Below are 9,013 nucleotides of genomic sequence, written 5' to 3' on the forward strand. Positions count from 1 at the left end.
ATGCACAAGCTGCTTCACGGTCCGGCCAAGACGGTCCAGCTTCCACACCACCAGTGTGTCACCTGTGCGCAGGTAATCCAGCGCACTGGAAAGGCCGGGACGGTCTTCACGGCTGCCGCTGGTCTGGTCCTCGAACACACGCTCGCAACCGGCTGCCGACAACGCCTCTGTCTGTAGCTCTGTGGTCTGGTCTCGCGTCGAAACGCGGGCGTAGCCGATCAGCATGACATCTCCCTCAAAACGCATCGCACATAACAGCACGCTCAAACGATCCTGTAGTTACAAAAAAAGAATAGAACAAAGAGATAACAGAGGACATAATGTCCGCAGATTTTCCCGACAAGAATAAAGCATGACATATTCTCAGCCCCTCAAAACCTTGAAACAAGCCCGCAGCAGATTCACACAACGCGAGCTTGCCAAGCATGTTGGGAAAGACATCAAAACCATAAGACGGTGGGAAAAAGGTGAGACACCGTGTCCAGTGATGCTTGAGCCGGCATTGCGGGATCTTATGGAACCAAAAGACACCCATACCATGGGGGATGGATGCGCCTTTAATTTTATTGATCTTTTTGCCGGTATTGGCGGCATCCGAATGGGCTTCGAAGCCCATGGAGGGAAATGCGTTTTTACCAGTGAATGGAATGAGTTCTCGAAAAAAACGTACATCCAGAACTATGGTGATCGTCATACATTCATTGGTGACATCGTTCCTTATCCAGCAGAATTTGTACCGGATCATGACGTCCTTCTTGGAGGCTTTCCGTGCCAACCATTCAGTATTGCCGGTGTAAGCAAAAAAAACTCTCTGGGTCGCCCTCATGGTTTTGAATGTACGACACAAGGAACCCTGTTTTTTGATGTTGCCCGTATTATTGCAGCAAAGCGCCCGAAGGCATTCCTGTTGGAGAACGTCAAAAATCTACTGTCGCACGACAAGGGGCACACTTTTGATGTGATCCTGCAAACGCTCCGTGATGAGCTTGGTTATAGTGTGCATTACCGGGTCATGGATGGACGGAATTTCACACCACAGCATCGGGAGCGCATTATTATCGTTGGTTTCCGTCAGGAAACAGGCTTTTCGTGGGATGATCTGAGAGTACCGGAGGAAGGTCCGCGTCTTGCTTCAATTCTCCACAGGACCGATGGTACAGAACCCATCATTCCATGGGACAGTGATCGCTTTTTTGATCATGACAAGCAAGCTGTCCAACCACGATATACATTGACCCAAAACCTTTGGACGTACCTTCAGAATTATGCAGAGAAACACCGCGCCGCCGGTAATGGTTTTGGTTTTGGAATGGTTTATCCGGATAGCGTTACCCGTACGTTATCCGCGCGGTACTACAAGGATGGGTCCGAAATCCTTGTATGGCAGGGCAAGAGCAAAAGGCCACGACGTTTAACTCCCCGTGAATGCGCCCGTTTGATGGGATTTCCTGATTCTTTCCGGATACCTGTCAGTGATACACAGGCCTATCGCCAGTTTGGCAATAGCGTTGTTATGCCAGTCATGCGAGAAGTTGCGCGTATCATGAAGCCCCACATACAAGCGTTAATCATTCATGAACAAAATGCACTTCTAAGTGTACGCGCCTCGCCTTCCTGATGGTTTATGAAGGTTACAGTCACGCACGCAGCCGGGTGATGTGCACTACATGTAGCTATGATGCCGAGACTCTCCGGTACCATGCCGCGATATGTGTGCATGGACATGAATCTGGTACCTGCACTCTGGCTTTATGGTGGACGCTCCCTTGATCGAGATCAGGAAATGAAACCAGGATATCTTTCGGAGTATTTTGAAGGGGTCGCCGCAAAGAGGCTAAGTGCGGTAGAGGCAGACGGGACGCGTTCAAACCAGCACGAATACCATGCGACAAGGAAGGTCAGGGCATTTCTTGGTAGTCCTGAAGAGAAGACGAGAATACCAGCCCGTTTTCTCTATCTCACCGATGATGATTCTGATCCTGTCGTGGAAGATGCGTTCCTGACTCTTTACAATTGCCGCAAGGGGAAACCGCGTTCTCCTGAATATCATCTCTATTTCCCAACCACAAACGTATCCCTTAATGCCAGCGAAGGAGACCTTCTCGTCATAGCAAAAAAGCGCGATGGTAGCCTTCTGGTTATCATTGCTGAAAATGGTTCTGGTATCGGGCGGCAGATTGAGTGGTTGTTTGGCTTTGTTGATCTGGTTCACCCCGGTTTTTTCGTAAAGTCCGAGTTGGAAACAGAACAGGACCGTATCGAGTTTGCCTCCCGGTTTATTCTGGAGAACATTGGTATAGCGGTTGAGGCATCCGAAGATACTTATCTTGATGACATGCTAACACGCTTTTCTGGTCGTTTCCCGACTACGCGCGAATTTTCGACCTATGCACGATCAACTCTTAAGGATCTTTCCCCTCGGGACCAGCCAGATCTTGTCCTGATGACGTGGATGGAGCGTGAGGAAATTCTATTCCGTACACTTGAGCGCTATCTTATTGCTGACAGATTATCGCAAGGATTCACCGGGAAGATTGGCGCCAGGAACGTTGATGTTGATGGGTTTCTGTCATTTTCCTTGTCCGTGCAGAACCGTCGTAAAAGTCGCGTCGGTCTCGCCCTGGAGAATCACTTGGAACGACTGTTTGAGGAAAATGGTCTACGCTATACACGAACAGCCATAACAGAGAACAGGGCCAAGCCTGATTTCCTGTTTCCTGGTGCGGCCGCATATCATGATCCGGCGTTTGACTCATTGAAGCTAACTATGCTTGGCGTGAAGTCAACCTGCAAGGACCGTTGGCGGCAGGTTCTTGCCGAAGCAGACCGGATTGATGACAAGCATCTGCTGACTCTGGAGACGGCAATATCCACGCACCAGACCGAGGAAATGGCGGCAAAGCAGCTTCAGCTTGTTCTGCCCCGCAGTCTGCACCAGACTTACACGCCTGCACAGCAGGCATGGTTGATGGATGTTTCCGGTTTCACGGAATTGGTCCGTGAGCGACAGGGTGGCTAACTTATACAAGTGAACACCAATGACGGGGGGTTGGGAAGATGTTTCATTCAGGAATCAATGTGAGTGCATTCTGTAAGTTGGCCGCATTGTCTTGGCAGATTATTGTCTCATTGCATGTAACCGTTCTCGTCATCAGTTTCTTGTATGGGATCACACCATTCCTCGACTGGTTGCTTGATCCTGTGACCAATGCACGGATATTTGCGTGTTCAGCCGCTGTTTTATTGGCATTGGCGGCTGCTGCCATGACGTGGGGTGATGCTTATATGAGCATTCGGATGGGAGCAAGGAGGCCATCAAAACGCGAGAAGAAGACTTTAGATGACATTTCCATGGTCTTGGGCGCCAAATATCTCCGGAAATACGGAAAACCCATGCCAGCTATCCTTTGGCACGTCCTGGATGATAATTCTACCAATGCAATGGCCTATAGTCTGCGATCTATAGCAATAAGCCGTGACTTTCTGAAGGCTGCCCGTGACGACGGAAAAGACGCAATGCAGAGCCTTGTTGGCGTAGCGGCTCATGAATTAGGGCATCTGCATTATAGAGATACATTTTTTCTTCTTATTATGTCGGCTGTTTCATGGCCCCTTTATCTGGCAAAGAAGGTGTTCATGTGCCTTGGCTTTATTCCGGTTATTGGCCCGATAATCTCTTTTGTTTTATGCGCTTTGATTCATTTCTCAGAGCAAGCAGGGTGGTTTGTTTTTTCCCTGAGCAACAGACAGGAGGAATACAGGGCAGACGCCTTTGCGGCAAGTCTCGTTGGCCCTGAAGGGCTTATGTCATTCTTTGATCATGTAGCCTCCATGGAAGTGAATCCGGGTAGTAGTGGTCTTGTGGATTACTATACAAAAAGTCACCCCCCTACTGAGTTGAGGCGGTCACGCATTGAGCAGTATGCTGGTTTGACAGCCTGATGAATATAAGCCCCTGTTGCCATGGCGCCTGCGCCAGTGATGACAATGGGGGCCCTCAAAACTCATCGCAAACATCACCAAGAACCAACGCAGTTTCAAGCGTGGTTTTTGAGAGCGTGGAAGCCGCCTGTCGTCGTGGCCGGTGTCTCGAAACCGGAGCGGCTTATAAATGGCCGTTTTTACGGTCGGCCCTGCTTCTCATAGCGCCGCCGGCAGAAGGCGAGGAAGGCCGCATTCGGATCACGCAACGGCGGTCGACCGGAGTCATCCCAGAACGACAGCCATTCGCTCTTCAGGTGATACACATCCCAGCCAGGCGCGGCCAGGCGCGCATCGTGATACACATCGTCATCGAGCTGAGGAATGTCACGGGAGGACAGGGCTTCAACCGCCTTAATCGTCGCGCGGTTGGTGAACAGGATCATATCGCCGTCTTCCAAGCTCACTGTGTAATCCGGCAGATGGTTTGTCCGCGCCAAATCCTTCAGCAGATAGCGAAACTGCTTCAGCAAGCTCTTGGAGCCTGTTTTCTTGTGCAAAAGCTCGATGCTGATCGACCAGCTCGGCTGGCGACCGCAATGCTTGCGGGCGATCTCATAGATGCGCCGTTCAAGCGGCTTGCGCAGCCGGAAATAATCCCGATGCAGCGTCAGGCATTCATTCTGATTGACCGCATTGAAGACCCAATCTGATAGGGTGATCTCACACCAGAGCAATCTACCATCGAGGCCGAATTTACGCGCGACCGAGGCGGAATCAATCAAGCCGAAGGCGCTGAATTGCTCTTCATCGCCTCGCTTGATATTTGTGCGAATGCGCGTCCCATCGAGGCGATCAAGGGCTTCACACATCGCCTCATAATCCTTGCCGGACGTGCCGCGATTGGTGAACATCAGCAATTCGCGCGCGGTGATCCGCACCCGCTTGGAAATGGCTTCGCCCTTGTTCTTTTTCGCAATAAGCTGCGAAATGCAATAGATCAAAATATCCTTGTCATAGATGGTTGCCAGGCCTTTAACGCTTGGCACAATCTCGATCCAGTTGCCGTTATGCTCATAGCGCCTGACCGTGGTTTCAGGCTTCTTGGACAGAGAATAGAATGGGTGTTCCATCTGCGCGACCAAATCCTTCAGAACGGCGTCGGCAATATCGCAGATGAACAAGTCTCCTTGCGGATACCTGTCGGGAAGAAGGCTATCAAGATTCGTGGTATCAGAGACCATGCCCGCATATTCGTGGTATCAAAGACCGTTGTCAAGTGATTCGTGGTATCAAAGACCGTCAGCGCCGATTCGTGGTATCAGAGACCGACACCACCGGCGGCCTGTGGATAACTAGGATTTCAAAGACCTTAGCCAGGATTTCAAAGACCGAGATTCGGGGTTTTAGAGACCGGCTTGCAAATAGTCTTCAATGATTCCATAGTGTTGAGCGGTGTTCAGAGGCGCTTAACACTATATTTAACACATATTTTAACACATACGTGCGAGAGCTGTAGATAACTTCGTTCAGAATGAACTCAAAAAGCCATTTCAGAATCCAATTCCAAAGCTGTGCCTATGCGAACCTCTGAAGGAAAAACTGAGTGCAGCGCTTTGAGCCGCACAAACTATATGGCTTTGACGGCGCAAGCGCCATGATGCTGAAATAAATACAACAAAATCAACCGTTCGTACCAACGGATAGACCGTAATTTGCTTAGCAGGGAGTACTTAGGGCAACGACAGGATGTATTTTCAAGACATCTGCACGTGGATTAAGAAGGGCAGATAATGGGGTTAAGGGCTTTTCAAGCCCCCACCCCACCCACCAAAAAATGCTTCCCCCTATTCAGCGAGCTTCCTATGCGGTTTTAGAGCTATCCGGCTTTTTAGCTCTTGGACGAAGCGGATTGAGCTTTATGACATCCCGCGCATCGATCGCGGGCCACGCTGCAAGAGCCGTTGCCGTGGCTTTCTTCCGCCGTCGCCAGCATTGCCGACCTAGCGCAGGGCGTTTGCAATCGGCGCGGTGAAGCGTTGCCAACCCGAATGGGCCAGTTTTGAGCCTGGTATCGCCACAAATTCCCGCACGGTGGCCTGATAGCGACTGGCCGCGACCACGCCCGTATTTGTATGGGCATCTATTTCCGTTCTGACCGGCAGACCTTCGACCGCCGGAATCGTCAACCACCATGCCGGTCGCGCGGGATCGGCCATAAAATCATCCGTTGAGGGTGAACGACCGTTCAGCGTTAGGGCTGAGCCGAAAATCATCAGCCACTTCCGCGCTGTGGCATCACCGAGTTGCTTGATAATGCGTTCGACCGTCTGCGTTGCAGCAACGACAGCCAAGCCGAGCGACCGACCGATTGCGAGCTTTGCCCGTGGCAATCTCTTGCGCCTTATCCATGATGAAAAGCACAGGTGTTTCGTTGCTTTGCAGCCTGCTGCGTTCTGCCCTAGCCTTAAGCGCCGCGAAAATACGCGCCTTCAGCAAGGCTGAAACAACTGCACCGGCGCGACCATAGCGATGAGCTGGACTTGGGCCGCTAACTCCACCCACCACCCTATCAGTCGTCAAGCGTTGTCGGATCAGGCTTGCGTGATACTTTGCTCACGCACCTGCAGGGCGGCCGAAAGGCCGAGGGTGATACGAGAATGCTTGACGTATCCCCACCAAGTTAAAATACCAAAAGCCCTCACGGGGGCATGGATGCAAAGAAATATTATGGCCGAATATAGGTGTATTTCTGGCTGGGCCTTTGGCCGAATATGGGTGTAAATATGGGTGACGAGGATAGCATTATGCTGAAAACTGACACAATTCAGATCACACCAGAGCTGCTGGCGTTGATTGCCGAGGTTGACGAATTCAAGGGCGCATGGCGCGCCCTTGGAACCCTTGCGCCTCAGCGCCTGAGGGCTCTGCGCCACGTCGCCACCATCGAAAGCATCGGCTCTTCAACCCGCATCGAGGGCAGCAAGCTAACAGACCGCGAGGTTGAGCGCCTGATGGAAAACCTGGAAATCAAAAAATTCTCGACCCGCGACGAGCAGGAAGTCGTCGGCTATGCCGAGGTGATGGAGACCATCTTCCAAGCCTGGAAAGAGATTCCCATCACGGAAAACTATATCAAACAGCTTCACCGTGACCTTTTACGCCACAGCGACAAGGACGAGCGGCACCGTGGCGAATACAAGACCTTGCGCAACGACGTGGGAGCCTTTGACGCAGACGGCAAGATGATCGGCATCGTGTTCGAGACGGCCACGCCGTTCGATACCCCCCGCCGCATGACCGAGCTGGTGCAATGGTTGAATGACGCCCGCGAGCTGAAGCGGATTCACCCGCTCTTGATCGTCGCCGTGTTCGTCGTCACCTTTCTGGAAATTCACCCCTTCCAAGACGGCAATGGCCGCTTGAGCCGCGCCCTCACCACCCTGCTCTTGTTGCAGGCCGGCTATGCCTACGTGCCGTATTCATCGCTTGAATCCGTGATCGAGAACAGCAAAGAAGGATACTATCTGGCCTTGCGGCAGACGCAAGGAACCATTCGCACCGAGGCCCCAAATTGGCAGCCCTGGCTTACTTTTTTCATGCGCGCCTTGCAGCAGCAAATGCGCCGCCTAGCCGAAAAAGTGGAGCGCGAAAAGCTGATGATGGCAGCACTGCCAGAGCTGGCCGCGCAGATCATCGACGAGGCGCGCAAGCGCGGCCGTGTCACAATCGGCGACATGATCCGCGCCACCGGCGCGAGCCGCAACACACTGAAAGAGCATTTCAAACGATTGCTGGAACAAGGCCACCTTGTCCGCCACGGCACTGGCAAAGCAACCTGGTATGCCCTGCCCTGATATAGAACGAGAGGAAGTAACGCAGATAGTGCAATTGCAGAAAAAAAATGCCAAAGGCCCTCAAGGGCGGCAAACGTGAAGCTAGGCTGAAGGTCGTTGACCTTTTTGCCGGAGCAGGAGGGCTGTCGTGTGGGCTTGAAATGGCTGGGTTCGAGACACAATTTGCCTGTGGATTGTCCGTAAGAGGATCGTTGTGCGGACGGTTCATCATCATAAACCCACTCAGTACACATATCGGTAAATAACGGGAGGTTTTCTTTATCAATTGAATGGTACGATAAAAATTGCAGTAACGGTACGTCTAACGTACATCTTATGACATGAAGAATATTACGATTGGTTACGCGCGCTGCTCTACTGACAAGCAAGACCTTGCTGCGCAGCGTCATGCCCTCGTCGAACTCGGTGTTGCTCCGGATCGCATCTATACGGATCAGGGGCTGACCGGGCGCACACGCTCACGGCCCGGCCTCGACCAGGCGCTTGCGGCCGTGAGGGCGGGTGACACGCTGGTCATCACGAAGCTCGACCGCCTCGCACGCTCGGTCCTCGATGCACGGGAGATCGCCGACACCTTGACGGAGCGCAAGGTACGACTGGCCTTGGGCGCGTCCATCTATGACCCGACCGACCCCATGGGGAAGATGTTCTTCAACATCCTCGCTACCTTTGCGGAGTTTGAGTCGGACATCATCCGGCTACGGACCCGCGAGGGCATGGCGGTAGCCCGCGCCAAGGGCAAACTACGCGGCAAGAAGCCCAAGCTCTCCGAACGGCAGCAATGCGAGTTGCGGCGGATGTACGATACCGGTGACTACAGCATCAGCGATCTGGCCGAGCTGTTCTCCGTCTCCAGGCCAACCGTGTACCGCACCCTCACACGCACCGAGCACGCCAAATAGCAATCAAAATTCAAAGCCATTTAGCGATCAAGGTCACATGCCGTGCCCGGTGTCTCGAAACCGTGTCGGTTCTTGGTGATGTTTGCGATGAGTTTTGAGGGAGATTCCATGCTGATCGGCTACGCCCGCGTTTCGACGCGAGACCAGACCACAGAGCTACAGACAGAGGCGTTGTCCGCCGCCGGTTGCGAGCGCGTGTTCGAGGACCAGACCAGTGGCAGCCGTGAAGACCGCCTCGGCCTTTCCTCTGCGCTGGATTACCTGCGCACTGGTGATACGCTGGTGGTGTGGAAGCTGGACCGTCTTGGCCGGACCGTAAAACAGCTTGTGCAC

The 9,013-nt window shown here is 52.7% G+C and carries 10 protein-coding genes; 7 read left to right on the top strand and 3 right to left on the bottom strand.

Annotated elements, in window-relative coordinates:
* Positions 1–225: recombinase family protein (locus tag HEQ72_RS10945; protein WP_168023401.1), on the bottom strand; the 225-nt coding region annotated here is incomplete at its 3' end.
* A gap of 262 nt (positions 226–487) precedes the next feature.
* On the opposite strand from HEQ72_RS10945, the gene dcm reads away from it, so the two are divergent.
* The 3 genes from dcm (at position 488) to HEQ72_RS11775 (ending at position 3,942) form a co-directional block, all read left to right on the top strand.
* Positions 488–1,618 carry a DNA (cytosine-5-)-methyltransferase gene (gene dcm / locus HEQ72_RS10950; RefSeq protein WP_272487550.1) on the top strand — a complete coding sequence of 377 codons (1,131 nt, stop codon included), beginning with the start codon at positions 488–490 and terminating at the stop codon, positions 1,616–1,618.
* A 105-nt stretch (positions 1,619–1,723) separates the two neighbouring features.
* The gene (locus tag HEQ72_RS10955) at positions 1,724–3,019 is read left to right on the top strand and encodes a type II restriction endonuclease (RefSeq protein WP_245184339.1); all 1,296 of its coding nucleotides are present in this window, start codon (positions 1,724–1,726) and stop codon (positions 3,017–3,019) included.
* Between the two features lie 59 nt (positions 3,020–3,078).
* A complete protein-coding gene (locus tag HEQ72_RS11775; RefSeq protein WP_168023395.1) occupies positions 3,079–3,942 on the top strand; it encodes a M48 family metalloprotease in 864 nt (287 codons plus the stop codon).
* 179 nt (positions 3,943–4,121) lie between these two features.
* Here HEQ72_RS11775 and HEQ72_RS10965 read toward each other — a convergent pair whose 3' ends face one another.
* Positions 4,122–5,165, bottom strand: coding sequence for a replication initiator protein A (locus tag HEQ72_RS10965; RefSeq protein WP_168023396.1), 1,044 nt, complete (start codon positions 5,163–5,165; stop codon positions 4,122–4,124).
* A gap of 759 nt (positions 5,166–5,924) precedes the next feature.
* The gene (locus HEQ72_RS10970; RefSeq protein ID WP_168023397.1) at positions 5,925–6,314 is read right to left on the bottom strand and encodes a hypothetical protein; all 390 of its coding nucleotides are present in this window, start codon (positions 6,312–6,314) and stop codon (positions 5,925–5,927) included.
* Positions 6,315–6,728: 414 nt separating this feature from the next.
* Here HEQ72_RS10970 and HEQ72_RS10975 point away from each other — a divergent pair, with 414 nt between their 5' ends.
* The 4 genes from HEQ72_RS10975 to HEQ72_RS10990 form a co-directional block, all read left to right on the top strand.
* Positions 6,729–7,778, top strand: coding sequence for a Fic family protein (locus HEQ72_RS10975; RefSeq protein ID WP_168023398.1), 1,050 nt, complete (start codon positions 6,729–6,731; stop codon positions 7,776–7,778).
* A 47-nt stretch (positions 7,779–7,825) separates the two neighbouring features.
* A complete protein-coding gene (locus HEQ72_RS11835; protein ID WP_168023399.1) occupies positions 7,826–8,023 on the top strand; it encodes a DNA cytosine methyltransferase in 198 nt (65 codons plus the stop codon).
* Positions 8,024–8,098: 75 nt separating this feature from the next.
* Positions 8,099–8,680, top strand: a complete 582-nt coding sequence (locus HEQ72_RS10985) for a recombinase family protein (protein WP_168023400.1) — start codon at positions 8,099–8,101, stop codon at positions 8,678–8,680.
* Positions 8,681–8,788: 108 nt separating this feature from the next.
* Positions 8,789–9,013: recombinase family protein (locus HEQ72_RS10990; protein WP_168023403.1), on the top strand; the 225-nt coding region annotated here is incomplete at its 3' end.

Origin of the sequence: Haematospirillum sp. 15-248, from assembly GCF_012102665.1 — a bacterium.
GTDB lineage: Bacteria > Pseudomonadota > Alphaproteobacteria > Rhodospirillales > Rhodospirillaceae > Haematospirillum.